This window comes from Citrobacter sp. wls711 (assembly GCF_005281055.1).
Lineage (GTDB): Bacteria > Pseudomonadota > Gammaproteobacteria > Enterobacterales > Enterobacteriaceae > Citrobacter > Citrobacter gillenii.
The window spans coordinates 137,117-161,739 of sequence record NZ_SZXC01000023.1 but is presented as its reverse complement, the minus strand read 5'-3'; the positions used below and the strand labels follow the sequence as shown (position 1 = coordinate 161,739).

Annotated in this window: 23 protein-coding genes and 2 pseudogenes; 13 read left to right on the top strand and 12 right to left on the bottom strand. The window is 54.0% G+C overall.

The genetic code is table 11. From position 1 onward, the window contains the following. Window positions 1–64: 64 nt before the first annotated feature. The 3 genes from FDW98_RS09280 to kefG are packed head-to-tail and all read right to left on the bottom strand — an operon-like array spanning window position 65 to window position 2,631. Window positions 65–265, bottom strand: coding sequence for a YheV family putative zinc ribbon protein (locus FDW98_RS09280; RefSeq protein WP_005121675.1), 201 nt, complete (start codon window positions 263–265; stop codon window positions 65–67). Window positions 266–274: 9 nt separating this feature from the next. Beyond that, window positions 275–2,080, bottom strand: coding sequence for a glutathione-regulated potassium-efflux system protein KefB (gene kefB / locus FDW98_RS09275; protein WP_096759309.1), 1,806 nt, complete (start codon window positions 2,078–2,080; stop codon window positions 275–277). After that, window positions 2,080–2,631, bottom strand: coding sequence for a glutathione-regulated potassium-efflux system ancillary protein KefG (kefG, locus tag FDW98_RS09270; RefSeq protein WP_137398838.1), 552 nt, complete (start codon window positions 2,629–2,631; stop codon window positions 2,080–2,082). Before kefG ends, kefB begins: the two co-directional genes overlap by 1 nt. 131 nt (window positions 2,632–2,762) lie before the next feature. On the opposite strand from kefG, the gene FDW98_RS09265 reads away from it, so the two are divergent. After that, window positions 2,763–4,664, top strand: a complete 1,902-nt coding sequence (locus FDW98_RS09265; protein WP_096759307.1) for an ABC transporter ATP-binding protein — start codon at window positions 2,763–2,765, stop codon at window positions 4,662–4,664. Between the two features lie 47 nt (window positions 4,665–4,711). Here the strand turns inward: FDW98_RS09265 and FDW98_RS09260 are convergent, their stop codons facing one another. Together FDW98_RS09260 and prs are read right to left on the bottom strand one after the other, a co-directional pair. Then, complete coding sequence (locus FDW98_RS09260; RefSeq protein WP_096759306.1) at window positions 4,712–6,202, bottom strand: nicotinate phosphoribosyltransferase; 1,491 nt, start codon at window positions 6,200–6,202, stop codon at window positions 4,712–4,714. A 14-nt stretch (window positions 6,203–6,216) separates the two neighbouring features. Further along, window positions 6,217–7,077, bottom strand: coding sequence for a ribose-phosphate diphosphokinase (gene prs, locus FDW98_RS09255; protein WP_096759305.1), 861 nt, complete (start codon window positions 7,075–7,077; stop codon window positions 6,217–6,219). 192 nt (window positions 7,078–7,269) lie between these two features. On the opposite strand from prs, the gene FDW98_RS09250 reads away from it, so the two are divergent. From FDW98_RS09250 to FDW98_RS09235, 4 genes and pseudogenes are all read left to right on the top strand, one after another. After that, the gene (locus tag FDW98_RS09250; protein ID WP_096759304.1) at window positions 7,270–7,989 is read left to right on the top strand and encodes an NUDIX domain-containing protein; all 720 of its coding nucleotides are present in this window, start codon (window positions 7,270–7,272) and stop codon (window positions 7,987–7,989) included. A 35-nt stretch (window positions 7,990–8,024) separates the two neighbouring features. Then, a pseudogene (locus tag FDW98_RS09245) lies at window positions 8,025–9,087 on the top strand (hydrolase). Window positions 9,088–9,089: 2 nt separating this feature from the next. Continuing rightward, window positions 9,090–9,308: a YheU family protein gene (locus FDW98_RS09240; RefSeq protein WP_096759303.1), complete on the top strand. Its 219-nt coding sequence runs from the start codon at window positions 9,090–9,092 to the stop codon at window positions 9,306–9,308. 52 nt (window positions 9,309–9,360) lie between these two features. Continuing rightward, window positions 9,361–10,230: a phosphoribulokinase gene (locus tag FDW98_RS09235; RefSeq protein ID WP_096759302.1), complete on the top strand. Its 870-nt coding sequence runs from the start codon at window positions 9,361–9,363 to the stop codon at window positions 10,228–10,230. A 72-nt stretch (window positions 10,231–10,302) separates the two neighbouring features. Here FDW98_RS09235 and FDW98_RS09230 read toward each other — a convergent pair whose 3' ends face one another. Further along, the gene (locus tag FDW98_RS09230; protein ID WP_096759301.1) at window positions 10,303–10,707 is read right to left on the bottom strand and encodes an OsmC family protein; all 405 of its coding nucleotides are present in this window, start codon (window positions 10,705–10,707) and stop codon (window positions 10,303–10,305) included. Between the two features lie 309 nt (window positions 10,708–11,016). Between FDW98_RS09230 and crp the strand changes: the two genes are divergently transcribed. Further along, entirely contained in the window at window positions 11,017–11,649 is a 633-nt protein-coding gene (crp, locus tag FDW98_RS09225) for a cAMP-activated global transcriptional regulator CRP (protein WP_000242758.1), read from the top strand. A 51-nt stretch (window positions 11,650–11,700) separates the two neighbouring features. Next, window positions 11,701–13,788, top strand: a complete 2,088-nt coding sequence (locus tag FDW98_RS09220) for a YccS/YhfK family putative transporter (protein WP_096759300.1) — start codon at window positions 11,701–11,703, stop codon at window positions 13,786–13,788. Here FDW98_RS09220 and FDW98_RS23810 read toward each other — a convergent pair. The 6 genes and pseudogenes from FDW98_RS23810 to ppiA all read right to left on the bottom strand — a co-directional run. Then, window positions 13,781–13,879, bottom strand: a pseudogene (locus FDW98_RS23810) (hypothetical protein); the annotation flags it as partial. The gene FDW98_RS09220 and the pseudogene FDW98_RS23810 overlap by 8 nt on opposite strands. Window positions 13,880–13,883: 4 nt before the next feature. Beyond that, window positions 13,884–15,101: an aspartate aminotransferase family protein gene (locus FDW98_RS09215; RefSeq protein ID WP_096759299.1), complete on the bottom strand. Its 1,218-nt coding sequence runs from the start codon at window positions 15,099–15,101 to the stop codon at window positions 13,884–13,886. An 85-nt stretch (window positions 15,102–15,186) separates the two neighbouring features. Continuing rightward, a complete protein-coding gene (gene pabA / locus FDW98_RS09210; protein WP_096759298.1) occupies window positions 15,187–15,750 on the bottom strand; it encodes an aminodeoxychorismate synthase component 2 in 564 nt (187 codons plus the stop codon). Window positions 15,751–15,781: 31 nt separating this feature from the next. After that, window positions 15,782–16,384 (bottom strand): putative adenosine monophosphate-protein transferase Fic, encoded by a 603-nt coding sequence (locus FDW98_RS09205; protein WP_096759297.1) that lies wholly within the window; start codon window positions 16,382–16,384, stop codon window positions 15,782–15,784. Continuing rightward, window positions 16,374–16,541 carry a YhfG family protein gene (locus FDW98_RS09200; protein ID WP_096759296.1) on the bottom strand — a complete coding sequence of 56 codons (168 nt, stop codon included), beginning with the start codon at window positions 16,539–16,541 and terminating at the stop codon, window positions 16,374–16,376. Before FDW98_RS09200 ends, FDW98_RS09205 begins: the two co-directional genes overlap by 11 nt. A 107-nt stretch (window positions 16,542–16,648) precedes the next feature. Continuing rightward, window positions 16,649–17,221, bottom strand: a complete 573-nt coding sequence (gene ppiA / locus FDW98_RS09195; protein WP_096759295.1) for a peptidylprolyl isomerase A — start codon at window positions 17,219–17,221, stop codon at window positions 16,649–16,651. A gap of 264 nt (window positions 17,222–17,485) precedes the next feature. Between ppiA and tsgA the strand changes: the two genes are divergently transcribed. From tsgA to FDW98_RS09165, 6 genes are all read left to right on the top strand, one after another. Then, window positions 17,486–18,667: an MFS transporter TsgA gene (gene tsgA, locus FDW98_RS09190; protein WP_096759294.1), complete on the top strand. Its 1,182-nt coding sequence runs from the start codon at window positions 17,486–17,488 to the stop codon at window positions 18,665–18,667. Window positions 18,668–18,938: 271 nt separating this feature from the next. Beyond that, complete coding sequence (gene nirB, locus FDW98_RS09185; protein WP_096759293.1) at window positions 18,939–21,482, top strand: NADPH-nitrite reductase large subunit; 2,544 nt, start codon at window positions 18,939–18,941, stop codon at window positions 21,480–21,482. Further along, the gene (gene nirD / locus FDW98_RS09180) at window positions 21,479–21,805 is read left to right on the top strand and encodes a nitrite reductase small subunit NirD (RefSeq protein WP_096759292.1); all 327 of its coding nucleotides are present in this window, start codon (window positions 21,479–21,481) and stop codon (window positions 21,803–21,805) included. The genes nirB and nirD overlap by 4 nt, the downstream gene beginning before the upstream one ends. A gap of 173 nt (window positions 21,806–21,978) precedes the next feature. Continuing rightward, window positions 21,979–22,788, top strand: coding sequence for a nitrite transporter NirC (gene nirC, locus FDW98_RS09175; RefSeq protein WP_096759291.1), 810 nt, complete (start codon window positions 21,979–21,981; stop codon window positions 22,786–22,788). 11 nt (window positions 22,789–22,799) lie between these two features. Continuing rightward, window positions 22,800–24,173 carry a siroheme synthase CysG gene (gene cysG / locus FDW98_RS09170; protein ID WP_096759290.1) on the top strand — a complete coding sequence of 458 codons (1,374 nt, stop codon included), beginning with the start codon at window positions 22,800–22,802 and terminating at the stop codon, window positions 24,171–24,173. A 240-nt stretch (window positions 24,174–24,413) separates the two neighbouring features. Next, on the top strand, window positions 24,414–24,581 hold the full coding sequence (locus tag FDW98_RS09165; RefSeq protein ID WP_096759289.1) for a DUF4223 family protein: 168 nt from the start codon (window positions 24,414–24,416) through the stop codon (window positions 24,579–24,581). Window positions 24,582–24,623: the final 42 nt, after the last annotated feature.

The following is a 24,623-nucleotide window of genomic DNA, read 5'->3' as shown; positions in this document are numbered from 1 at the left end:
CGCAGATTGTAGCGGAATTCTGCACCTGTGTACCCTCTAGCTTAAAAAAAGCTGCGGCATATCGCTAGTCCGGATGAAAAATCCCTATCACTTGCTCTTCTTTGCGAACGTGCTCGCGGGCTTCTTTATCCGCTTCACGCATCTGGTGACCACACTTAACACACTCAACAATATCGATATTATTTTCGCGCCACATCGCCAGTGAATCCTGCGCCTGGCAGGATGGGCATTTTGCACCTGCAATAAAACGTTTACGAATTGCCATGGTTATCCTCTACTCAAATTCATCCCAGCCGTCCGGCTGACGTCGCTCTCGCTGCATTTCACGCTGGAAAATCTCTTCCAGTTCGCGCCTGGCTTCTCGGGCTCGAGAGATTTGTACCGTATCTGTGTGGATAGGGATCAGCTCCCGCAACATGCTCATGTCCAGCCGACGAAAATGTAGCTGGGCACGCTGCGCCTGATGCGGGTGCATCCCCAATGACACCAGCGTTTTTCGCCCCAATTCCAGCGCACTGGAGAAGGTTTCGCGGGAAAACTGTGTCACTCCAGCCTGTATTAACTCATGCGCCTCTACTCGTCCGCGCGCGCGCGCAAGAATATGCAAATGCGGAAAATGCTGTTGGCACAATTCCACTAACTTCATCGTATCTTCGGGTTCGTTACAGGTAATGACGATCGATTGTGCCGCTTCTGCACCGGCAGAACGTAACAGTTCCACCTGCGTGGCATCGCCGTAATACACCTTATAACCGTATTTACGCATCAGGTTCACCGCGCTGATATCCCGCTCCAGCACAGTAATACGCATTTTGTTCGCCATCAGCAAACGCCCAATTACCTGACCAAAGCGGCCAAATCCCACCACAATCACCTGCGGCTTGTCGTCTTCCACCCAGGGTTTTTCATCTTCTTCATCCGGGCCGTTAATCTGGCGGGAGAGCCATTTATCAATCAGCTTCATCAATAGCGGCGTGGTCATCATCGATAGCGTGACAGCCACCAGCAGCAGCGCCATTTGATCGCCCTGAAACAGTCGCTGCGAGGACGCGATTGAAAACAGTACGAACGCGAACTCGCCCCCCTGGCTTAATACTCCGGCAAACTGCATCCGTTCCGAACTTCTCATGCCATTCAGGCGCGCCAGCACATACAGTACCAGCGCTTTAACCACCACCAGCACAATAACGCTTACCGCCACCCACAGGATATGGGTATACAGCACGCCAAGATTGAGCGACATCCCCACAGAAATAAAGAACAGCCCCAACAGCAGCCCCTTGAAGGGATCGATAGCCGTTTCCAGCTCGTGTCGGTATTCGCTTTCCGCCAGCAACACGCCGGCGATAAACGTCCCCAGCGCCATCGACAGCCCCAGCGCGTCCATGAATAAAGCAGAACCGAGCACCAACAACAGCGTGGCGGCAGTAAACACTTCCCGCACGCCGGAATCCGCAATAAAGCGGAAAACGGGGCGCAGCAAATAGCGTCCACCAATCAACATGCCAGCAAAAGCCAGCACCTTCATGCCCACTTTGATCCAGTCAAAATGCTCATCGGCAGAGCCAGCCAATAACGGCACCAGCGCCAATGCCGGGATCACCGCCAGATCCTGAAACAGCAGTACCGAAAAGCCCAGCTGTCCGGATTCGCTGCGGTTCATCCCCTTTTCCCGCATCAACTGGAGCGCCATCGCAGTGGACGACATCGCCAGACCAATCCCCCCCACCACGGCTGCTTGCCAGGAGAAGTGGGTCAGCATCAGCAGCCCGGCCAAAATCACCGCGCTGAGCATCACCTGCGCGGCTCCGACGCCAAAGATAGAGCGCCGTAGTTGCCACAGTTTGGCCGGGTTAAGCTCCAGCCCAATAATGAACATCAGAAAGACCACACCCAGCTCGGAGAAATGGAGAATTTCATCCACATCGCTGATGAATCCTAATCCCCACGGCCCAATCACCATCCCTGCCAGCAAATACCCTAACACCGGGCCGATACCCAGTTTTGACGCCAGCGGCACCGCCGCTACCGCCGCGAAGAGGAACAGCACTCCCGCAGTCAATAAATCAGAACCTTCCATCAGCGGCCTCCCACAGGGATTGGATTTGCCAGCCATTCACCATACGCTTTGGCATGGCTGTCCAGTTCCTGCTTCGTTTGCCGTCTGGCCCAGTAAACGATGATGGGGCTCATCCAATGCATTCGACACATACCGGCCGTCAGCTCAAAGGGGCGTAGCACATCGCTCATTGGATAGCGGTTCAGCGCGTCATAACGGTACGCGCTTTCGGGTTCACCGGTGGTGATGACGCTCCGCCAGTACTTTCCCGCCAGCTGATTTCCTCCCAGCCCACTGGCAAACCCACGGCTCAGCACACGGTCAAACCACTCTTTGAGCAGCGCTGGACAGCTATAGGTATACAGCGGATGCTGAAAAACAATCACATCATGGTCACGCAGAAGCGCCTGCTCATGCGGGATGTCGATAAAAAAATCAGGATAGTGCGCATAAAGATCGTGCACGGTAACATTACTGAGCTGCATGGCCGGTTTAAGCAGCACCCGGTTCGCGACCGAGTCCTGAGATTCCGGATGGGCATACAGCAGCAAAACTTTCGCTGGCTGGAACATCATCCCCCTCCCGGTTATGTCTTTGTCTATTTTCGGCGTTTTGGGCTACCATTGCGCCTCGGTGCGGCAAACCGCCCACACATTACATTATCATAATGATAAATTAACATAGTCTGAACATACGGCGCCTTATGATTGTTTTCTCCTCGTTACAAATTCGTCGCGGCGTGCGCGTCCTGCTGGAAAATGCCACGGCCACCATTAATCCAGGTCAGAAAGTGGGCCTGGTGGGTAAGAATGGCTGCGGTAAATCTACCCTGCTGGCATTGCTGAAAAATGAAATCAGCGCCGACGCTGGCGGGTTTACATACCCAGGTAACTGGCAGCTCGCCTGGGTAAATCAGGAAACGCCCGCACTTGCTCAGCCGGCGCTGGAATACGTCATTGACGGCGACCGCGAGTATCGTCAACTGGAAGCACAGTTGAACGAGGCCAACGAACGTAACGACGGGCATGCGATTGCCACCGTGCACGGCAAACTGGACGCCATCGACGCCTGGACCGTGCGCTCGCGTGCCGCCAGCCTGCTGCACGGCCTCGGTTTTTCTAACGAACAGCTTGAACGCCCGGTCAGCGATTTCTCCGGTGGCTGGCGTATGCGTCTCAACCTGGCTCAGGCGCTGATTTGCCGTTCTGACTTGCTGCTGCTTGATGAACCGACCAACCACCTCGATCTCGACGCCGTAATCTGGCTGGAAAGATGGCTGAAAAGCTATCAGGGTACGCTGATCCTGATCTCCCACGACCGTGACTTCCTCGATCCGGTGGTGGATAAGATTATTCATATCGAACAGCAAACCCTGTTCGAGTACACCGGGAACTACAGCGCGTTTGAAGTACAGCGTTCCACTCGCCTCGCGCAGCAACAGGCGATGTACGAAAGCCAGCAGGAGCGCGTGGCGCATCTGCAAAGCTATATCGACCGCTTCCGGGCGCAGGCCACCAAAGCCAAGCAGGCGCAGAGCCGTATCAAGATGCTGGAACGTATGGAGCTGATTGCCCCGGCCCATGTTGATAACCCGTTCCACTTCAGCTTCCGCATACCCGAAAACCTGCCTAACCCACTGCTGAAAATGGAGAAAGTCAGCGCAGGTTATGGCGAGAACATTATTCTCGACTCCATCAAGCTGAACCTGGTGCCAGGGTCACGCATCGGCCTGTTAGGCCGTAACGGCGCGGGTAAATCCACACTGATTAAACTGCTGGCAGGAGAACTGGCGCCGATTAGCGGTGAAATCGGTCTGGCGAAAGGCATTAAGCTCGGTTACTTCGCCCAGCATCAGCTGGAGTTTTTACGCGCGGATGAATCACCCATTCAGCATCTGGCCCGCATGGCGCCACAGGAGTTAGAACAGAAGCTGCGTGATTACCTCGGCGGCTTCGGCTTCCAGGGCGATAAAGTCACCGAACAGACCGCTCGCTTCTCGGGTGGTGAAAAAGCGCGACTGGTACTGGCGCTGATCGTCTGGCAGCGTCCGAACCTGCTGCTGCTCGATGAACCGACTAACCACCTCGATCTCGACATGCGCCAGGCACTGACCGAAGCGTTGATCGATTTTGAAGGCGCACTGGTGGTGGTGTCGCACGACCGTCACCTGATTCGCTCCACCACCGACGATCTCTATCTGGTGCACGACAAGAAGGTTGAACCGTTCGACGGTGATCTGGAAGATTATCAACAGTGGCTGAGCGACGTACAAAAGCAGGAAAGTCAGAGCGATGAACCTGCAAAAGAGAGCGTCAACAGCGCCCAGGCGCGTAAAGACCAGAAGCGCCGTGAAGCCGAACTGCGCACCCTGACCCAGCCGCTGCGTAAAGAGATTACCCGTCTCGAAAAAGAGATGGAGAAGCTGCAGGCACAGCTGGCACAAGCGGAAGAAAAACTCGGTGACAGCGAGCTGTACGACCAAAGCCGCAAGGCCGAACTGACCGCATGTTTACAACAGCAAGCCAGCGCTAAATCGGGGCTGGAAGAGTGTGAAATGGCCTGGCTGGATGCGCAGGAACAGCTTGAGCAGATGCTGGCCGAGTAGTTGTGTAGGCCGGATGAGGCGAAGCCGCCATCCGGCTTTTTTTTGAATCAACGCTGCGCCGCCAGACGCTGGCGGATGTCTTCAAAGTGCTCGCGATTAAACAGCTTACCGTCGAGGAAGCGGGTTTTCAGCTCGCCTTCCTGCTCCTGTTGCCAACGTTGTTCATCATGCAGTCGTAACTCGCCCTGCTCATCACGTGCAACGCGCAGCAGCCCGCGGGCAGAGCGTTTCAGACCATTGTCGGTTTTCGGCTCCTTAAAGATGGTCCGGCCTTTACCGTTCACTTCTCCCCAGGTCGCTTTCATCGCAAAGCCAAAGGTATCTCGCGTGTTGTACTGATAGGTAAACGATCCCACCCCGAACACTACGTTTGAGCTGGCAAAGCCTTTAGCCTCGAGGCGACGCAAGATTTCATTCGCCCGCTCCAGCGTAATGGAGTCGCCATAAATCAGCCCTACATGCGGGTCGAGCACCTTATACCCTTTGGCGTTTACCGTACCGCCAAAAATCTCCCACAGCATCTCCACGGAACCTTTTTCCTCTGGCGTACGTTCGGCACGGTTATCGTCATCTAACCCAGTGCCACACAGAATATCGACCGGGTTACCGCTGTCCGGGCGGAACACCACCCGCCCCTCACGCGCCAGAATGATGTGCTTCAGTTCCCGGGTATACTCCGTCAGCACCTGCCAGTAGTCCCAGGTATCGGAGACTATCGACACAAATCCCTGCGGGTACAGATCGGCAATCAGACGACGGAAGGTTTCGATCTCGTGTTCACGCTCGCCCATGCACATCACGCTGTGCTCGGTGGCTGGAATGCTGGCGCCGATGAAATACGCCTCGCCGTTGGTGTAGTAATCACGGGCGTACAGCAGTGACGGAATACTGTCAGTGCCTTTAAAACTCAGCAGATGCCCGCCGCCCGCCTGCATGGTGTCCTGCAATCCTGACATACCGCGAAACGAAAAGTCATGGCACTGGAAGTCAAGGTGCGTCATATCGCTACAGGTTTTTTCTGCCCAATGCGCACAGATTTTGCGGTAGTGATGCGCGATGGTGGCATTGGTTGACGCTTTCCACAGCTCAGCCGACAGCACCGTCTCGAGGTAATTCACCAGCCAGAAAAACTCAGGTTGAGTATTGATGATGGTTAATACCGGCACCGCCATCGGGACTTTGCTGCCTTCATCCAGTGCTTTAATGTGCAACGGCAGATAGCCCAGCTGATGCAGCGCACGAATGTGATCAACCGGCACGGCATCTTTTCCCAGATACCCGTCCATCACCTGCTTGTATTCACTGACCACCTCTTCCTGCGGTCGGGCAAAGAACGCCTCGTTAAACAAATCAACCAAAAACCACTGCAAAAAACCCTGCAGACCGAAGAACACCAGCTTGCCATCCGGCAACGGCGACGAGAAAAAGCGATCGCTGCGCGGGGTAAAGTTGGAATAGACCCGGCTGGTGCCCTGCGGATACTGCACGCGGTGAGACACTTTGTAGCCATCAATAGCCAAGATTGGATTCATTTTCATAACAGGTGTCTCCCTCAGGCGCGGTAAATCGCGTCAATGTCGATAAGCTCAAGCTGCGGATGGGCCAGCGTAGAGGACGCTAACGATGTGGTGATGTAAACGGCGTCAATGCCGTTGGCAAACAGGTGCTCAACGCCCTTAGAAAAGATCCCGTGGGTGACGTACAGGCTGACGCTGCGCGCGCCGGCATCGCGTAAAACCTGGGCAGAGCCAATGAAGGTGCCGCCAGCGTCGCACAGGTCGTCGACAATCAGCACATCCCGGTCTTTAACATCCCCGGCAACCAACGCGAAACCCGTCAGGTTGCCGCTGGCGACATCGCGTTTTTTGCTCAAAATGGCGTATTCAGCAACCCCTGCGGCTCTGGCGACAGCATCAATTTTCTTTAATGCTCCGGCATCAGGAGCCACCAGCATCAGCGCATTTTGCTGGAACTGGCGCTGCAAGGTCGCGCTTTGCAGCAGACAGACTTCCTGGGGAAGAGTGATGAAATTATCGATAGCCGCTGCCGCCGCGTCGCTGTGTGGGTCAAGTACCTTCACCTTGTCGAACTGCAACGTATTGAGCTGACGGGCAAAAACCTTCAGCGCAAAGCTGTCGCCCGCAACCATATGTCGGTCCTGGCGCGCCCACGGCAGCCAGGGAAGTTCAAGATGGCTGACCCTTACATCGGTCTGATGGCGCACCGCGTCGACCAACTGCGCCAATAGCATAAAGTCGTTCATATCGCGCATCGCCGTGGCACGAATGCGCATCTGGTGAGCGAAGGATGGCAACGCGTCGGTGACTTTCAACCAGACGGCCCCATCAGGAAAAATACCGCTGACAATAGCGTAAGCCTGGTCATCCAGCGTTAAGGTTAATTTTACGCTCATCTCGCTTCCCCTTTAAATTGTGTCCCTTCGACACAATTAATAATGTCCCTAAGACAGTTATTAAGCAAGCATAAAATAAAGTATTTTTGAACATACGCTAATCAACTGATAATAAATGGAAAAAAAACGCACCTTGCCCACCGATACCGGGCTGGTACACTTGGCAGCGTTGCACATCACCGTGAGTACCTTATGACCACCGAAGCCGACTATCTGAATCAGTACGATGCCCGCCGCTTTCCCTCCCCGCTGGTAACGGTGGATAGCGTGTTGTTTACCGTGCATCAACAGGCGCTGTGCGTGCTGCTGGTCGAACGGGCAAACCAGCCGCAGAAAGGACGTTGGGGATTACCCGGCGGCTTTATTGATATGGCACACGATGATTCCACTCGCGCCACAGCGCTGCGTAAACTCACTGAAAAAACTGGCGTTTCGCCTTCGTGGCTGGAACAGCTGGACACATTTTCCGGGCCAGATCGTGACCCGCGTGGCTGGAGCCTGACGGTCACCTGGTTTGCGCTGATCGCCTGGGTGGACTGCGAACCGCATATTGCCAGCGTCAGCGATGCCCGCTGGGTCCCGGTTGATAAGCTTGCCGACTTTCCGCTGGCCTTCGACCACCAGGCGATCATTGATGCCGCCCTGAACCGGCTGCAGCAAAAAACAAAGTATTCTTTACTGCCCGTTTATTGTTTGCCGGATACCTTTACCCATGGTCAGCTACAGGAAGCCACAGAGGTTATCCTCGGCCAGCCGATTCAGCGCAAAAGCCTGATCCGCCGCTTTGAGGCCTCAGATATGTTTGAAGATACCGGTGAAAGCATGGCCACCGGCACGCGGAAAGCCCGCCTGTGGCGACGTAAACCGGGTGTGGATTTTCATCTTTTCTCACGTAACCTGCTGGCTGAATAAGTACAAAATCACATATTGGCTAACCCGCAGGCTCTGTGCGCGGTATAGTTGCTGTTTTCGATGATTAATTGCTCTGGTGTTATGGTTGAAATCACTCCAACAGAAATGAATCTCCCTGCCGATGATTCGCGAGAATTCCGCCCGATGCGCGGGATCAGTAATCGCCATCTGCAAACCATGTTGCCGCGTTTAATTCGCCGTAAGGTGAAGTTCGACGCCCACTGGCAGCGTCTGGAATTACCCGACGGCGACTTTGTCGATCTGGCATGGAGTGAAGATCCGCATCAGGCGAAGCACAAACCGCGTCTGGTGGTTTTTCACGGTCTGGAAGGTAGCCTGAACAGCCCGTACGCCCACGGTCTGATTGAGGCGGCGCAAAAGCGCGGCTGGTTAGGCGTGGTGATGCATTTTCGCGGCTGCAGCGGCGAGCCGAATCGCCTGAACCGCATTTATCACTCCGGCGAGACCGAGGACGGTACCTGGTTTTTACGCTGGCTGGAGCGCGAGTTCGACCGCGTGCCAACCGCAGCGGTCGGCTACTCGCTCGGTGGCAACATGCTGGCCTGCCTGTTGGCCAAAGAAGGGAACGCTATCCCGATTGATGCCGCGGTTATTGTCTCCGCCCCCTTCGTGCTGGAAGCCTGTAGCTATCATATGGAAAAAGGGTTCTCCCGCGTTTACCAGCGCTATCTGCTTAATCTGTTAAAAGCCAATGCCTCACGTAAGCTCGAAGCTTATCCTGGCTCGCTGCCGGTAAGCCTGGCACAGCTGAAGTCCCTGCGCCGCATTCGTGACTTTGACGATCTGATCACCGCCAAAATCCACGGTTTTGCCGATGCGATAGACTATTATCGTCAGTGTAGCGCCATGCCACTACTCAACCTGATCGCTAAACCGACGCTGATTATTCACGCTAAGGACGATCCTTTTATGGATCACCACGTGATCCCCAAACCGGAAAATCTGCCCTCACAGGTGGAATATCAGTTAACCGAGCACGGTGGACACGTCGGGTTTATTAGCGGCACGCTGCGCCATCCTGAGATGTGGCTGGAATCCCGTATCCCCGACTGGCTGACAACGTATCTGGAGGCATAATCATGCAGATCCCCTGGCAGGACTTATCCCCTGAAGCGCTGGACAATCTGATTGAAAGCTTTGTCTTGCGCGAAGGCACCGATTATGGTGAACATGAACGTTCGCTCGAACAAAAAGTCGCCGACGTCCGACGCCAGTTACAATCTGGCGAAGCTGTACTGGTATGGTCAGAACTGCATGAAACGGTCAACATTATGCCGCGAAAACAGTTTCGCGAATAACCCGCAGCCGGCGGCTGACTATAATAAAAACTAACCTATCCATGGAGTTATTATGTCTGCCAAACATCCGGTGATTGCGGTAACAGGATCCAGCGGCGCGGGGACCACCACCACCAGCCTCGCGTTTCGTAAAATTTTCGCCCAGTTAAATCTGCGCGCCGCCGAGGTGGAAGGCGACAGTTTTCACCGCTATACCCGTCCGGAGATGGACATGGCGATCCGCAAAGCGCGCGACGCCGGGCGACACATCAGTTACTTCGGCCCCGAAGCCAACGACTTCGGCCTGCTGGAACAAACCTTCAGCGAATACGGCCAGACCGGCAAAGGCCAGTCACGAAAATATCTGCACACCTACGATGAAGCCGTACCGTGGAATCAGGTTCCGGGAACGTTTACCCCGTGGCAGCCGCTGCCTGAACCCACAGACGTCTTATTCTATGAAGGCCTGCACGGTGGCGTGGTGACGCCGCAACAAAACGTGGCGCGGCATGTTGATCTGCTGGTCGGCGTGGTACCGATCGTCAATCTGGAGTGGATCCAGAAGCTGACCCGCGACACCAGCGAGCGCGGTCACTCCCGCGAGGCGGTAATGGATTCGGTGGTACGTTCAATGGACGACTACATTAATTACATCACCCCGCAGTTTTCCCGTACGCATATTAACTTCCAGCGTGTACCGACCGTCGACACCTCCAATCCTTTTGCCGCCAAAAGCATTCCGTCACTGGATGAAAGCTTTGTAGTGATTCATTTTCGTAATCTGGAAGGCATCGACTTCCCGTGGCTGCTGGCGATGCTACAGGGCTCATTCATTTCCCATATCAATACATTAGTGGTGCCGGGCGGCAAGATGGGTCTGGCGATGGAATTGATTATGCTGCCGCTGGTCCAGCGACTGATGGAAGGCAAAAAAATCGAGTGAAGCGTGGGAAGTACCCGATGGCGTTACGCTTATCGGGCCTACAAATCAACATCATCCATCCGGCATCAGGGATTACGCTGCAATCACTTCATAGGAATGGGTAATATTCACCGCTTTTTCCAGCATCAGCGCCACGGAGCAGTATTTTTCCGCGGAGAGATCGACGGCGCGAGACACCGAAGCGTCTTTCAGATCGTTGCCAGTAACGATGAAATGCAGATTAATATGGGTAAACAGACGCGGCGCTTCTTCACGACGCTCGGAAGTGAGCTTCACTTCGCAGTTGGTCACATCCTGACGACCCTTTTGCAGGATCGACACCACATCAATGGCGCTACAGCCACCCGCAGCCATGAGTACCATTTCCATCGGGCTCGGCGCTTTATCACCGGAGTTACCGTCCATCAAGATTTGGTGGCCTGAGGCGGACTCACCGAGGAAGGTTAACCCCTCAACCCACTTTACACGCGCTTGCATATTTCGTAACTCCAATGTTTCAATTTTCCTGACAGATTACGCGTACATAACAATTCTCGCAACGGAAGGCGACCTGAGTCATGCTGAAGCGAGACACCAGGAGACACACGGCGAAAGCTATGCTAAAACAGTCAGGATGCTACAGTAATACATTGGCGTACTGCATGTATGCAGAGGACATCACATTACAGGCTGCAGTTCACTTTTTAGCAGCCCCTTTCCCAGGTAGCGGGAAGCATATTTTTGCAACCCCAGAGGCAGCGTCGTGTTCTGACTCTGGAGACAGCTTATAACAGAGGATAACCGCGCATGGTGCTTGGCAAACCGCAAACAGACCCGACTCTCGAATGGTTCTTGTCTCATTGCCATATTCATAAGTACCCATCGAAGAGCACGCTGATTCACCAGGGTGAAAAAGCGGAAACGTTGTATTACATCGTTAAAGGCTCAGTGGCAGTGCTGATCAAAGATGAAGAAGGGAAAGAAATGATCCTCTCTTATCTGAATCAGGGCGATTTCATTGGTGAATTAGGCCTGTTTGAAGAAGGCCAGGAACGTAGCGCCTGGGTACGTGCCAAAACCGCATGTGAAGTTGCTGAAATTTCATACAAAAAATTTCGTCAATTAATCCAGGTTAACCCGGATATTCTGATGCGCCTGTCTTCTCAGATGGCTCGTCGCCTGCAGGTAACGTCCGAAAAAGTGGGCAACCTGGCCTTCCTGGATGTCACCGGTCGTATCGCCCAGACCCTGTTGAACCTGGCGAAACAACCTGATGCGATGACCCACCCGGACGGCATGCAGATCAAAATCACCCGTCAGGAAATTGGCCAGATCGTTGGCTGCTCCCGTGAAACCGTTGGTCGTATCCTGAAAATGCTGGAAGATCAGAACCTGATCTCCGCGCACGGTAAGACCATCGTCGTCTACGGCACGCGTTAACCTCGTCGAAATGGCGCGTTACCTGGTAATGCGCCATTTTTGTTTGCACCGATGTGGCGAAGACTGATTTATCACCCCGAGATCAACTACGCACTACGACAAACGCTGGTGCTGTGTTTACCCGTGGCTGTCGGTCTTATCATCGGTCAGCTTCATCTGGGACTGCTGTTCTCCCTCGTCCCCGCCTGCTGCAACATTGCCGGTCTTGATACCCCGCATAAGCGATTTTTTAAACGCTTAGTTATTGGCGCGTCACTGTTTGCCGGATGTAGCCTGATCATGCAGCTATTGCTGGCAGAAAGCATTGCACTCCCGCTTATCCTTACCGGCCTGACGCTGGTTCTCGGCGTGACCGCCGAGTTAAGCCCCCTGCATGCACGACTGCTGCCCGCCTCGCTGATTGCGGCAATTTTCACGCTAAGCCTGGCTGGCAACATGCCGGTCTGGGAACCGCTGCTGATCTATGCGCTGGGAACATTGTGGTACGGCGCGTTCAACTGGTTCTGGTTCTGGCTGTGGCGTGAGCAGCCGCTGCGCGAATCGCTCAGCCTGTTATATCGCGAACTGGCCGATTACTGTGAAGCGAAATACAGCCTGCTAACCCAGCACGTCGATCCCGAAAAAGCGTTGCCCCCGCTGCTGGTTCGCCAGCAAAAAGCGGTGGATCTGATCACCCAGTGCTATCAGCAAATGCATATGCTGTCGGCGCATCACAACAACGAGTACAAACGCCTGCTGCGGGCCTTTCAGGAGGCGCTGGATTTGCAGGAGCATATTTCCGTCAGCCTGCATCAACCAGAAGAGGTGCAGAAGCTGGTCGAACGCAGTCATGCAGAACAGGTGATTCGCTGGAATGCGCGCACCGTCGCCGACCGGTTACGCGTGCTGGCAGATGACATTCTGTATCACCGCTTGCCGACACGCTTTTCAATGGAAAAACAGATTGGCACGCTGGAGAAAATTGCCAACCAGCACCCGGAAAATCCGGTCGGGCAGTTTTGCTACTGGCACTTTAGCCGCATTGCCCGCGTGCTGCGCACCCAGCGTCCGCTGTATGCCCGAGATTTAATGGCCGACAAACAGCGCCGCCTGCCGTTACTCCCGGCCCTGAAAAACTATCTGTCGCTGAAATCTCCCGCGTTGCGTAATGCCGGGCGTATCAGCGTCATGCTGAGCATCGCCAGCCTGATGGGCAGCGCCTTACACCTGCCCAAACCTTATTGGATCCTGATGACGGTCCTGTTCGTCACGCAAAATGGCTACGGTGCCACGCGGGTACGCATTTTGCATCGTTCGCTGGGTACGCTTGTCGGGCTGGTGATTGCCGGCGTCACGCTGCACTTTCATATTCCGGAAGGGTTTACGCTGGCGGCCATGCTGGTCATCACCCTCGTCAGCTATCTGATCATGCGCAAAAACTACGGCTGGGCCACCGTCGGGTTTACGGTTACGGCGGTGTATACCCTGCAGTTACTGACGCTGAACGGAGAACAGTTTATTGTGCCGCGCTTTGTCGATACGGTGCTGGGCTGTTTGATTGCCTTTGGCGGCACGCTCTGGCTGTGGCCACAGTGGCAAAGCGGCCTGCTGCGCAAAAACGCCCACGATGCGCTGGAAGCTGACCAGGAAGCCATTCGCCTGATCCTCAGCAACGATCCACAGGCCACACCGCTGGCGTATCAGCGTATGCGGGTCAACCAGGCGCATAACACGCTGTTTAACTCACTGAACCAGGCGATGCAGGAGCCAGGATTTAACTCACATTACCTGGCCGATATGAAACTGTGGGTCACGCACAGCCAGTTCATCGTCGAACATATTAATGCGATGACCACGCTGGCCCGGGAACACACCATGTTGACGCCTGATTTGGCGCAGCGGTATCTGCAGTCCTGTGAAATTGCGATTCAGCGTTGTCAGCAGCGGCTGGAATATGACGGGCCGGGGAGCTCCGGTGATGTGAATATTCTCGAGTCGTCGGAGATGCTGTCCCACGGTCCATTAAGTACCCTGGAGCAGCATCTGCAACGTATACTGGGGCATCTGAATACCATGCACACCATTTCGTCGGTGGCATGGCGTCAACGCCCGCACCACGGTATCTGGCTGAGCCGCCGGTTGCGGGATATGAAAGGTTAAGAGATTTGCCGGATGGCGGCGTAAACGCCTTATCCGGCCTACGGAGTAAGGTGTGATTCGTAGGCCGGATAAGCGTAGCGCTATCCGGTAATCCATCAACCAATAACTTTCGCTACCGCCTGTGCAAAGCGCTGCATCCCTTCATCGATATCCGCCTCTTCCACCACCAGCGATGGCGCAAAACGCATCACGTCCGGCCCCGCGTTCAGCACCATAACGCCTTCATGAGCAGCGGCGTAGAGGAAATCACGCGCCCGACCTTTGAACTGCGGCTTCAGCTCCGCGCCAATCAGCAGCCCCATACCGCGAATATCGCTAAAAATGTCATACTGAGCATCTATTTTCTGTAAATGCGCAACAAATGCCTGACGTTTGACCTGAACACCGTCCAGCACGTCCGGCGTGTTGATAATATCGAACGCCGTCTCTGCAACCGCACAGGCCAGCGGGTTACCGCCGTAGGTTGAACCGTGCGAACCGACATGGAACGCAGAAGCGATTTCCTGAGTGGTCAACATCGCGCTCACCGGGAAACCGCCGCCGAGGGCTTTGGCGCTGGTCAGGATATCCGGCGTCACACCGTAGTGCATATAGGAAAACAGGTCGCCGGTACGCCCCATCCCGCACTGCACTTCATCAAACACCAGCAATGCCTGATGCTGATCGCACAGTTCGCGCAGGCCCTGCAGGAATTCCGGCGTAGCGGCCATAACGCCCCCTTCGCCCTGAATCGGCTCGACCACCACCGCGCAGGTGTGATCGTCCATCACCGCTTTTACCGCATGCAGGTCGTTAAACGGGACATGGATAATGTCCGCCGGTTTTGGCCCAAAGCCGTCAGAATATTTTGGCTGCCCACCGACGGAAACGGTAAACAGCGAGCGGCCATGAAACGCATTATGGAAGGCGATAATTTTGGTTTTGAACGGACTATGGCGGACGCAGGCATAATGGCGTGCCAGCTTAAAGGCGGTTTCGTTGGCTTCAGTGCCAGAGTTCATGAACAGCACGCGTTCAGCAAAGGTCGCATCAATGATTTTGCGGCCTAAGCGCAGTGCAGGCTCATTGGTGAAAACGTTACTGGTGTGCCACAGGGTTTCGCCCTGCGTTTTTAACGTTTCGACCAGGGCCGGATGGCAATGCCCTAACGCGGTAACTGCAATACCACCCGCGAAATCAACATACTCTTTACCCTGTTGATCCCAGACTCGACTTCCTTGCCCTTTGACCGGAATAAACTCTGCCGGTGCATAAATCGGCAGAATCACTTCATCGAATGTCGCGCGCGTAATTGCAGTTTGTTCAGTTGCCATGTCATTACCACCCAGTTAAGCAGAAATGCTAGTGAAATTATAATCACAAAATATGAATAAAAAATCACTGAATAGCAACTACAAATCACCGATTGAGGAAATTAGCCAGCAGCTGATGCCCCTGCTCACTGAGGATACTCTCCGGGTGGAACTGCACGCCTTCCAAATCCCACTCGCGGTGGCGAATGCCCATAATCTCCTGCGTTTCACTCCAGGCCGTTACCTCAAAGCAGGCCGGCAGCGTCTCAGGTGCAACCACCAGAGAGTGGTAGCGCGTCACCGTTAGCGGGTTCGCCAGCCCCTGAAAAACGCCCTGCCCGGTATGCGTAATCGGGGAGGTCTTACCGTGCATGACTTTCGCCGCCCGCACGACGCTGGCACCAAACGCCTGCGCCATCGCCTGGTGGCCCAGACAGACGCCCAGTATCGGGGTTTTTCCCGCATAGTGACGGATGACATCCAGCGAAATCCCGGCATCATCCGGCGTGCAGGGACCGGGGGAAATAACGATTTTTTGCGGACTTAACGCATCAATTTGCGCCAGCGTCAGCTCGTCGTTGCGCCTGACAAGGACCTCTGCGCCCAGTTCGCAGAAATATTGATACAGGTTCCAGGTAAAAGAATCGTAGTTATCGATAAGCAGGATCATGGCGGCTCCGGTACAGAAAAACCGCGCTATTCTACCCAGTTTCTCGGGCTTCGCTTACCACTTTACGAAATATCGCCCGCAGCGCCGACAGGCCGCCCATCGCACCACTCTGGTTGGCCTGATTCCACTCTTCGACCGGGATACCCTCCCAACTGAGCATATACCCGGCATGAACCGCTAACTGTTCGAAGAAAATACGTTGGGCCAGACCGCTGCCAATACGAAATGGGTGCAGCACATTAATTTCGCAATAATAATGCGCAAGTCGATCGATGAACTTATCCGCTGACAGCCCCACCAGCCAGGACTCGTCTTCCAGGTCCTGCATCAGCGCGTTGCCCTCTTTCTCGATGTAGGCAAAGTGGCAAAAGCGGGTATCGCCCTGGTAAATATCGACCTCGCGCAGATGGCCCGCCCAGTCAAAAATATCCTGATAGAGTTCACGATGAATAGCACACAGATGCGGCAGACCGCGTTTTAGCGGGCCCAGCCCAATCGTCGCCGCCCGTAGCGCCGTCAATTCATAGGCCGCCTGCGCCAGACGTTGGGCCTGATGAACCCCCAGACGATTACGCATCACATTCAGGCCAGGATACAAATAGGGATCGCGCCCATCACCGAATTTATCGCTCATAGTGCCTCCTCAATTCTTCAAGGCGCGCGAGGGCATCTTCAGCACTCAGCGTAACCCGTGGAATATCCACGCCTTCAAGTCGTCTGCTAGCCTGGAAATTGCCGTTTCGCAGTTGCTCCCAGAGACTGGACTTTTGTTTATCGGTGAGTTTTTTCACGTGACCTCCCTGAATGTGCCGGCACTTGCCACAAGTATAAGCAGCAATTTCGGGTTACGCAGAGAAGGGAGAGAACGCGGGCAGGAACCGCCCGCGCAAAAATACGATTACGGCAGGACTTTCGCAGACAGGATAACAATCGGTTTGGACGGAACGTTCTGGTAAGGGCCGACGTCGTGGGTCGGCACCTGAGCTATCTTATCCGCGACATCCATCCCCTTCACCACTTTACCAAAGACGGCATATCCGAAGTCACGCTGGCCGTGATCGAGGAAAGCGTTGTCCGCAATGTTGATAAAGAACTGGCTGGTTGCGCTGTCTTTGTCTGCGGTCCGCGCCATGGCAATGGTGCCACGGGTATTGCGCAGCCCGTTATCGGCTTCATTTTTGATAGGCGGGTTAGGTTTCTTCTGCTGCATCTGCTCGGTAAAACCGCCGCCCTGTACCATAAACCCAGGGATCACACGGTGAAACGTGGTGTTGTTATAGAAACCACTGTTTACATAATCGACAAAGTTTTGCACTGAAACCGGGGCCTTTTGGCTGTTCAGTTCCAGCTCAATGTTACCGGCAGAGGTCGTCAGCAGAACACGAGGGTCACCTTTCGCTGCCAGTGCTGCGGGAGAGAGGGCAGAAAGAGCGAGAACAGCTGCAACAGCCGCCAGAGTCGATTTGAGCATGAGAATTCCTTTACAAGAGCAGAAATGAAGCAAGTGAATTGATTCTAAAGAGCCTTCCATGACAAGGCCATCCCTTTACTTAATTTTACGCACCTGAAACAAATGTAAATGCTTTGCAACGCGCATCAATGTGATCATGATCACATTGAAATATGTAATAGAAACAGCAGTTGCTAAAAAATATTTAAATACATCAACAAAACGCCTAAAATCCGCCCGCTCACGGCGCCTTCAATGCGCCTTACACTTCTATACAGGCCAGTCATGACTAACAGCAATCGTATCAAGCTCACATGGATCAGCTTTCTCTCCTACGCCCTGACAGGCGCGTTGGTTATTGTCACCGGGATGGTGATGGGAAACATCGCAGACTATTTCCATTTGCCCGTTTCCAGTATGAGTAACACCTTCACCTTTCTGAATGCCGGTATTCTGATCTCTATTTTTCTGAATGCGTGGTTGATGGAAATTGTCCCGTTGAAAACGCAACTACGTTTTGGCTTTATTCTGATGCTGCTGGCTGTCGCCGGACTGATGCTCACGCATAGCCTGGCGCTGTTCTCCGCCGCCATGTTTGTGCTGGGGGTCGTCAGCGGGATCACCATGTCGATTGGTACTTTCCTGGTCACCCAGATGTATGAAGGTCGCCAGCGTGGATCTCGCCTGCTGTTTACAGATTCCTTCTTCAGCATGGCAGGCATGATTTTCCCGATGGTTGCCGCGTACCTGCTGGCGCGTAGCATCGAATGGTACTGGGTCTACGCCTGTATCGGCCTGGTGTACGTCGCCATTTTCCTGCTGACCTTTGGCTGTGAGTTCCCGGCGCTGGGTAAACACGCGCAACAACCGGAAACAACGGTGGCGAAAGAGAAGTGGGGCATTGGTGTGCTGTTTTTGTCCATCGCCGCGCTGTGCTACATCCTCGGTCAGTTGGGTTTTATCTCCTGGGTACCGGAATACGCCAAAAGCCTCGGCATGAGCCTGAACGATGCAGGTAAGCTGGTCAGCGATTTCTGGATGTCCTACATGGTGGGTATGTGGGCGTTTAGCTTTATCCTGCGCTTCTTTGATTTGCAGCGTATCCTGACCGTGCTGGCAGGACTGGCAACCGTATTGATGTATCTCTTCATCACCGGTACGCCAGAGCACATGCCGTGGTTCATCCTGACGCTGGGCTTCTTCTCCAGCGCCATCTATACCACCATTATCACCCTCGGCTCCCAGCAGACTAAAGTGGCCTCACCGAAGCTGGTTAACTTCGTCCTGACCTGCGGCACCATTGGGACCATGTTAACCTTCGTGGTGACGGGTCCGATCGTTGCCCACAGCGGTCCTCTGGCCGCACTACAAACCGCGAATGGCCTGTATGCCGTGGTATTCGTGATGTGCTTTATCCTTGGGTTTGTCACGCGTCATCGCCAGCATAACGCACCGGCTGTGCAGTAAACCTGAATGCCGGATAGCGGCTTTGATTATCCGGTATTTATCACTCTCCTTTCTAACCCTTAGGATCCTGACCTATTCACACTAAAACCCCTTAATTTGTACGCTAATCATACAAACATGAAAAGCCTGTCAATTCCGTGACTTATAAAAACGCTGACAAATCAGTTATATACCTCTTAAGGAGTATATAAGGGCGAAATTGATTTGTATCAATAAGCGGGGTTGCTGAATCGTTAAGGTAGGCAGTAATAGAAAAGAAATCGAGGCAAAAATGAGCAAAGTCAGACTCGCTATTATCGGTAATGGTATGGTCGGCCATCGCTTTATTGAGGATCTTCTTGATAAATCCGATGCGGACAAGTTTGATATTACCGTCTTCTGTGAAGAACCCCGCAAAGCATACGACCGCGTACACCTGTCTTCTTACTTCTCTCACCACACTGCTGAAGAGCTGTCTCTGGTGCGTGAAGGCTTCTACGAGAAGCACGGCGTTAAGGTATTAGTCGGCGAACGCGCGATTACCATCAACCGCCAGGAAAAGGTGATCCACTCCAGCGCCGGTCGTACGGTTTATTACGATAAACTGATCATGGCAACCGGCTCCTACCCGTGGATCCCGCCGATTAAAGGTTCGGAAACGCAGGACTGTTTCGTTTACCGTACCATTGAAGATCTCAACGCCATTGAGTCTTGCGCTCGTCGCAGTAAACGCGGCGCCGTTGTCGGTGGTGGCCTGCTGGGTCTGGAAGCCGCAGGTGCCCTGAAAAGCTTAGGTGTTGAAACCCACGTGATTGAATTCGCCCCGATGCTGATGGCTGAACAGCTGGATCAGATGGGTGGCGAGCAGTTACGTCGCAAAATTGAAAGCATGGGCGTGCGTGTGCACACCAGCAAAAATACCAAAGAGATCGTCCAGCAAGGCACTGAAGCGCGTAAAACCATGCGCTTTGCCGACGGCAGCGAACTGGAAGTCGACTTCATTGTCTTCTCCACCGGTATTCGCCCGCGCGACAAACTGGCAACCCAGTGCGGCCTTGATGTCGCACAGCGTGGCGGTATCGTGATCAACGACGCCTGCCAGACCTCTGACCCGGATATCTACGCTATCGGCGAATGCGCCAGCTGGAACGACCGCGTTTATGGCCTGGTCGCACCGGGGTACAAAATGGCGCAGGTCGCCGTTGACCATATTCTCGGTAGCAAAAACGCGTTCGAAGGCGCAGACCTGAGCGCCAAGCTGAAACTGCTGGGCGTAGATGTCGGCGGTATCGGCGACGCACATGCGCGTACACCGGGCGCCCGTAGCTACGTTTACCTCGACGAAAGCAAAGAAGTCTACAAACGCCTGATCGTCAGCGAAGATAACAAAACGCTGCTGGGCGCGGTTCTGGTGGGTGACACCAGCGATTACGGCAACCTGCTGCAGCTGGTGCTGAACGCCATCGAACTGCCGGAAAACCCGGACTCACTGATCCTGCCAGCACACTCAGGCAGCGGTAAGCCGTCCATCGGCGTGGATAAACTGCCGGACAGCGCGCAGATTTGTTCCTGCTTCGACGTCACCAAAGGCATGCTGGTTGCCGCCATTAACAAAGGCTGCCACACCGTTGCAGCGCTGAAAGCCGAAACCAAAGCCGGTACTGGCTGCGGTGGTTGTATTCCGCTGGTTACCCAGGTGCTGAATGCCGAACTGGCGAAACAGGGCATCGAAGTCAACAACAACCTGTGCGATCACTTCCCGTACTCACGTCAGGAACTGTTCCATCTCATCCGCGTGGAAGGCATTAAAACCTTCGAGGAATTGCTGGCGAAACACGGTAAAGGTTACGGCTGCGAAGTATGTAAACCAACCGTCGGTTCCCTGCTGGCCTCCTGCTGGAATGAATACATCCTCAAGCCGCAGCACACGCCGCTGCAGGATACCAACGACAACTTCCTGGCCAACATCCAGAAAGACGGTACCTACTCCGTTATCCCACGCTCTGCCGGTGGCGAAATTACCCCGGAAGGTCTGGTTGCCGTGGGCCGTATCGCTCGTGAGTTCAATCTGTACACCAAGATCACCGGTTCTCAGCGTATTGGTCTGTTCGGCGCGCAAAAAGATGACCTGCCGGAAATCTGGCGTCAGTTGATTGAAGCGGGCTTCGAAACCGGTCATGCGTATGCTAAAGCGCTGCGTATGGCGAAAACCTGCGTGGGTAGCACCTGGTGCCGTTATGGTGTCGGCGATAGCGTAGGCTTCGGCGTTGAGCTGGAAAACCGCTACAAGGGCATTCGTACCCCGCACAAAATGAAGTTTGGCGTCTCTGGCTGTACCCGTGAGTGCGCAGAAGCCCAGGGTAAAGACGTGGGTATCATCGCCACTGAAAAAGGCTGGAACCTGTACGTCTGTGGTAACGGCGGGATGAAACCACGCCATGCGGATCTACTGGCAGCGGATCTCGACCGTGAAACGCTGATGAAATACCTTGACCGCTTCATGATGTTCTACATCCGTACTGCGGACAAACTGACCCGTACCGCACCGTGGTTAGATAACCTGGAAGGCGGCATCGAGTATCTGAAGTCTGTCATCATCGACGACAAACTGGGCCTGAACGAGCATCTGGAAGAAGAGATGGCGCGTCTGCGTGAAGCCGTCGTATGCGAGTGGACAGAAACCGTCAACACGCCGTCCGCGCAGGTTCGCTTCAAGCACTTTATCAACAGCGATAAACGCGATCCGAATGTCCAGGTTGTGCCTGAACGTGAACAACATCGCCCGGCCACGCCGTATGAGCGTATCCCGGTCACTCTGGTGGAGGAAAACGCATGAGCCAGTGGAAAAACATCTGCAAAATCGATGACATTCTGCCTGCAACAGGCGTCTGCGCCCTGTTAGGTAAAGAGCAAATCGCGATTTTCCGTCCTTATCACAGCGACCAGGTGTTTGCGATCAGCAACATCGACCCGTTCTTCCAGTCCAGCGTACTTTCACGCGGGATTATTGCTGAGCACCAGGGCGAGCTATGGGTTGCCAGCCCGCTGAAAAAACAGCGCTTCCGCCTCAGCGACGGTCTGTGCATGGAGGACGAAAGTCATTCCGTGGCGCACTACGAAGCCCGGGTGAAAGACGGCATGGTGCAGTTGCGCGGTTAGTAAATTATTGGGAGGCGCAATGCCTCCCTTTTTAGACGTATTGGTAGGCCTTTTTAGTAGGCCTGATAAGCGCAGCGCCATCAGGCACATTGCCGGATGGCGGCATAACTGCCTTATCCGGCCTACAGTTACGATTTTATTTTACTTTTTGTTCTTCAAGGATAATCAAACACATGTTTACAGACACTATCAATAAGTGTGCGGCTAACGCTGCGCGCATTGCACGCCTGTCGGCCAACAACCCAATCGGGTTCTGGGTCAGTTCCGCCATGGCGGGCGCTTATGTCGGTCTCGGCATCATTCTTATTTTCACTCTCGGCAATCTGCTTGATCCATCCGTGCGTCCGCTGGTGATGGGTGCAACCTTTGGTATTGCCTTAACGCTGGTGATTATTGCCGGTTCAGAGCTGTTTACCGGGCACACCATGTTCCTGACGCTTGGCGTCAAAGCGGGCACTATCAGCCACGGTCAGATGTGGGCCATTCTGCCGCAAACCTGGCTGGGAAATCTGCTCGGTTCCGTGTTCGTCGCCCTGCTGTACAGCTGGGGTGGTGGTAGCCTGCTGCCGGTCGATACCAGCATCGTACATAGCGTTGCCCTGGCGAAAACTACAGCCCCTGCCAGCGTACTGTTCTTTAAAGGCGCGTTGTGTAACTGGTTGGTTTGCCTGGCAATCTGGATGGCGATCCGTACTGAAGGTGCGGCGAAGTTCCTCGCCATTTGGTGGTGCCTGCTGGCATTTATCGCTTCTGGCTATGAACACTCCGTTGCCAACATGACGCTATTTGCGCTCTCCTGGTTCGGTCATCACAGCGAGGCTTATACCTTATCCGGAATTGGCCATAACCTGCTGTGGGTAACACTCGGTAATACTTTGTCCGGTGTCGTATTCATGGGGTTAGGTTATTGGTATGCTACGCCAAAATCGGAGCGTCCCGTTCCGGCAAAAATCAACCAAACTGAGGCTGCTGCCAATAATTAAGGGGTAATGTCGTGGATCATTTGCCTATATTTTGTCAACTACGTGACCGCGACTGCTTGATCGTCGGCGGTGGTGATGTCGCAGAACGCAAAGCGCGGTTACTGCTGGAAGCAGGCGCCCGTTTAACGGTTAATGCGCTAGCGTTTATTCCACAGTTCACCGTATGGGCAAATGAAGGCATGCTGACGCTGGTTGAGGGGCCGTTTGACGAAGCCCTGCTCGACTCCTGCTGGCTGGCGATCGCCGCCACCGATGACGATGCCGTCAACCTTCGCGTCAGCAACGCCGCTGAATCACGCCGCATCTTCTGTAACGTGGTCGACGCCCCAAAAGCGGCCAGTTTCATCATGCCCTCCATTATTGACCGTTCACCACTGATGGTGGCGGTCTCCTCTGGCGGTACCTCTCCTGTTCTGGCGCGACTGCTGCGTGAAAGGCTCGAATCCGTGTTGCCACAGCATCTGGGCCAGGTCGCGCAATATGCAGGACAGCTGCGTTCCCGGGTGAAAAAGCAGTTCGCCAGTATGGGTGAACGTCGCCGCTTCTGGGAAAAGCTGTTTGTTAACGACAGGCTGGCGCAGTCTCTGGCAAACGACGATCGGCAGGCAATAGAAGAAACGACCGAGCAGATGCTCAGCGAACCGCTGGACCATCGTGGCGAAGTAGTGCTGGTTGGTGCCGGTCCAGGCGATGCCGGGCTGCTGACGCTGAAAGGGCTACAACAGATCCAGCAGGCCGATGTCGTGGTGTATGACCGCCTGGTTTCCGATGACATCATGAACCTTGTTCGTCGCGATGCCGATCGTATTTTCGTCGGCAAGCGTGCGGGTTATCACTGCGTACCGCAGGAAGAGATCAACCAGATCCTGCTGAACCAGGCGAAACAGGGCAAACGCGTAGTGCGCCTGAAAGGCGGCGACCCGTTCATCTTTGGTCGCGGTGGCGAAGAGCTGGAAACCCTGTGCCACGAAGGTATCCCGTTCTCTGTTGTTCCCGGTATTACCGCGGCCTCCGGCTGTTCTGCCTATTCCGGCATTCCGCTGACGCATCGTGATTACGCCCAGAGCGTACGCCTGGTCACCGGACACCTGAAGACCGGCGGCGAGCTGGACTGGGAAAACCTGGCAGCAGAAAAACAGACGCTGGTGTTCTATATGGGGCTGAATCAGGCGGCCACTATCCAGGAAAAATTGATCGCGTTTGGGATGCCAGCAGACATGCCGGTTGCGCTGGTCGAAAACGGGACCTCCGTGAAACAGCGCGTTGTCAATGGTGTACTGACGCAACTCGGTGAACTGGCGCAACAGGTGGAAAGCCCGGCGCTGATCATTGTTGGTCGCGTGGTTGGCCTGCGCGATAAGCTGAACTGGTTCTCAAATCATTAATATTCAGGCGCTATGTTTTCTGCATAGCGCCGTTTTTTGATTACCCTTCCAGTCATTATCCTTCATCTTTAATCATCATCAATTATTATTTTTTAAAAATTCTTAAATCTACTATTAAGTTAATATAACAAGTAATAACTTCCTGGTCACGTTATATATAGCAAGCTTAATTCACTACGTGTTTTTCGAAGCATATGGAATTGGCATACTAATATTTTATTGATTGATAGGGATTATTAAATGAAAAACATGCTTAAAGCTGCTGCAGTACTGCTGGCTCTCTCCACATTGACTGCCTGCACCGGTAGCGTTCAGAACAAAAACAAGACCTGTGATTACGATTATTTCCTGCACCCAGCCATTTCTATTTCTAAAATCATTGGCGGCTGCGGTGACACTGCGCTGTAATTATTTATATTCCGTATAGATATATAAAGCCGGGTTATCTCC

Excerpts from the sequence above, each read along its gene's own strand:
- FDW98_RS09165 (WP_096759289.1), top strand. The coding sequence starts at position 24,414 with ATGAAAAACATGCTTAAAGCTGCTGCAGTACTGCTGGCTCTCTCCACA.
- FDW98_RS09230 (WP_096759301.1), bottom strand. The coding sequence starts at position 10,707 with ATGCAAGCGCGTGTAAAGTGGGTTGAGGGGTTAACCTTCCTCGGTGAG.
- crp (WP_000242758.1), top strand. The coding sequence starts at position 11,017 with ATGGTGCTTGGCAAACCGCAAACAGACCCGACTCTCGAATGGTTCTTG.
- FDW98_RS09235 (WP_096759302.1), top strand. The coding sequence starts at position 9,361 with ATGTCTGCCAAACATCCGGTGATTGCGGTAACAGGATCCAGCGGCGCG.
- kefB (WP_096759309.1), bottom strand. The coding sequence starts at position 2,080 with ATGGAAGGTTCTGATTTATTGACTGCGGGAGTGCTGTTCCTCTTCGCG.
- FDW98_RS09250 (WP_096759304.1), top strand. The coding sequence starts at position 7,270 with ATGACCACCGAAGCCGACTATCTGAATCAGTACGATGCCCGCCGCTTT.
- FDW98_RS09220 (WP_096759300.1), top strand. The coding sequence starts at position 11,701 with ATGTGGCGAAGACTGATTTATCACCCCGAGATCAACTACGCACTACGA.
- prs (WP_096759305.1), bottom strand. The coding sequence starts at position 7,077 with ATGAGCGTAAAATTAACCTTAACGCTGGATGACCAGGCTTACGCTATT.
- kefG (WP_137398838.1), bottom strand. The coding sequence starts at position 2,631 with ATGTTCCAGCCAGCGAAAGTTTTGCTGCTGTATGCCCATCCGGAATCT.
- tsgA (WP_096759294.1), top strand. The coding sequence starts at position 17,486 with ATGACTAACAGCAATCGTATCAAGCTCACATGGATCAGCTTTCTCTCC.
- ppiA (WP_096759295.1), bottom strand. The coding sequence starts at position 17,221 with ATGCTCAAATCGACTCTGGCGGCTGTTGCAGCTGTTCTCGCTCTTTCT.
- FDW98_RS09240 (WP_096759303.1), top strand. The coding sequence starts at position 9,090 with ATGCAGATCCCCTGGCAGGACTTATCCCCTGAAGCGCTGGACAATCTG.
- pabA (WP_096759298.1), bottom strand. The coding sequence starts at position 15,750 with ATGATCCTGCTTATCGATAACTACGATTCTTTTACCTGGAACCTGTAT.
- FDW98_RS09215 (WP_096759299.1), bottom strand. The coding sequence starts at position 15,101 with ATGGCAACTGAACAAACTGCAATTACGCGCGCGACATTCGATGAAGTG.
- FDW98_RS09265 (WP_096759307.1), top strand. The coding sequence starts at position 2,763 with ATGATTGTTTTCTCCTCGTTACAAATTCGTCGCGGCGTGCGCGTCCTG.
- FDW98_RS09205 (WP_096759297.1), bottom strand. The coding sequence starts at position 16,384 with ATGAGCGATAAATTCGGTGATGGGCGCGATCCCTATTTGTATCCTGGC.
- FDW98_RS09260 (WP_096759306.1), bottom strand. The coding sequence starts at position 6,202 with ATGAAAATGAATCCAATCTTGGCTATTGATGGCTACAAAGTGTCTCAC.
- nirD (WP_096759292.1), top strand. The coding sequence starts at position 21,479 with ATGAGCCAGTGGAAAAACATCTGCAAAATCGATGACATTCTGCCTGCA.
- nirB (WP_096759293.1), top strand. The coding sequence starts at position 18,939 with ATGAGCAAAGTCAGACTCGCTATTATCGGTAATGGTATGGTCGGCCAT.
- nirC (WP_096759291.1), top strand. The coding sequence starts at position 21,979 with ATGTTTACAGACACTATCAATAAGTGTGCGGCTAACGCTGCGCGCATT.
- FDW98_RS09280 (WP_005121675.1), bottom strand. The coding sequence starts at position 265 with ATGGCAATTCGTAAACGTTTTATTGCAGGTGCAAAATGCCCATCCTGC.